The organism is Methylobacterium sp. WL18 (genome assembly GCF_008040015.1).
Lineage (GTDB): Bacteria > Pseudomonadota > Alphaproteobacteria > Rhizobiales > Beijerinckiaceae > Methylobacterium > Methylobacterium mesophilicum.
The window spans coordinates 1-1,476 of record NZ_VRVD01000900.1 but is presented as its reverse complement, the minus strand read 5'-3'; the positions used below and the strand labels follow the sequence as shown (position 1 = coordinate 1,476).

Sequence of the window (1,476 nt, the reverse complement as noted above, 5' to 3'; positions counted from 1 at the left end):
CCCCTGGCGGCGCTCCCCGCCGGGACGGTGCTGGCGCCGATCGCGCTGGGACCGTCGATCCTGCTGCGCACGCCGCACACCATCGTGGCCGCGCCCTATCACCGGGCGATTCCGGGCCTGACTGCAGCGATCGAGGGACTTGGCGGCACCGAGGCGGATCTCGGCCGCGTGCTCGACGCCTTCCGGGTCCGCTACGTGGTGGCCTGCCCGGCCCGGCCGGCCGACGACCTTCAGGCCGAACCGGCCTTCGCGACCCGGCTCGCCCGCGGGGAGGTTCAGTCCGACCGGCTGGAGTCCGTCGCGCTGCCGGGCCCGCTGAAGGTTTGGCGAGTTGTTCGTTAGGCCGTCATAGCAGCCGGCGGTCGAGCCGGATGATCCGGCAGGGATCGCCGGCCGTGGCGGCGGGCTCGTGCGGCGCGCGGATCAGCAGCGCCTCGGCGCGTCCGAGCACGGCCAGCATGGAGGAATCCTGGCGCTTCTCCGGATCCGCCACCGGCAGGCGGCCGGGTTCGAGCGCGAGGGTGGCGCGCATGTAGTCGGCGCGGCCATCGTTGGCCGGCAGGTCGCGGGCGAGCGTGGCCGGCTCGCTCCGGTCGGCGCCCGCCTGCGGGTCGCCCTGCAGGGCCCGGATCGCCGGCACCACGAACAGCAGCCCGCAGACGATCGACGAGACCGGATTCCCGGGCAGGCCGATCACCAGCATGTCGCCCAGCCGCCCGTGCATCAGCGGCTTCCCGGGCCGGAGCGCCACCCGCCAGAAGCCGAGTTCCAGCCCCTCCCGGGCGAGCGCGGCCTGGACGAGGTCGTGGTCGCCGACGGATGCGCCGCCGAGCGTGATCAGCAGGTCGGCCCGAGCCTCGCGGGCGCGCCGGAACGCGTCCTCGAGGGCGCCGTGGTCGTCGGCGGCGATGCCGAGGTCGATAATCTCGGCGCCGGCCTCGGCGGAGAGGGCGGCAAGCGCGAGGCTGTTCGAGGCGACGATCTGGTCCCAGGCCGGCACGGCGCCGGGCTCCACAAGCTCGTCGCCGGTGGCAAGGATCGCCACGCGCGGCCGGCGCCGGACCGAGAGTTCGGGATGGCCGGCCGCCGCGGCCAGCGCCAGGCGCCGGGCATCGAGAGTCATGCCAGCGACCAGCAGCGTCTCGCCGGCGGTGAAATCGAGGCCGGCCCGGCGGATGAAGCGGCTCTGTTCGACCGCCTCCATCACCCGAACGGATTCGCCTTCGGCTTCCGCGTCCTCCTGAATCAGGATCGCGTCAGCACCCTCCGGCACGGGGGCCCCGGTGAAGATCCGCACCGCCTCGCCGGGGCCGATGCGTCCCGGGAAGCCGTGGCCGGCCGCGCTGGTCCCGATCAATCTCAGGCTGGCGCCCACCACGGACGCATCGGCGAAGCGGACCGCGTAGCCGTCCATGGCGGAGGCGGGGAACGGCGGCTGCGTCCGGGAGGCGGCGACATCGGCCGCCAGCGTTCGCC

1 protein-coding gene and 1 pseudogene are annotated in these 1,476 nt (G+C 74.6%); one reads left to right on the top strand and one right to left on the bottom strand.

Annotation, left to right across the window (positions count from 1 at the left end; translation table 11 throughout):
• Nucleotides 1–342 (top strand): annotated as a pseudogene (locus FV228_RS29500) (hypothetical protein); the annotation flags it as partial.
• Nucleotides 343–346: 4 nt separating this feature from the next.
• Here the strand turns inward: FV228_RS29500 and glp are convergent.
• Nucleotides 347–1,476: gephyrin-like molybdotransferase Glp (glp, locus tag FV228_RS29495; protein ID WP_147857698.1), on the bottom strand; the 1,130-nt coding region annotated here is incomplete at its 5' end.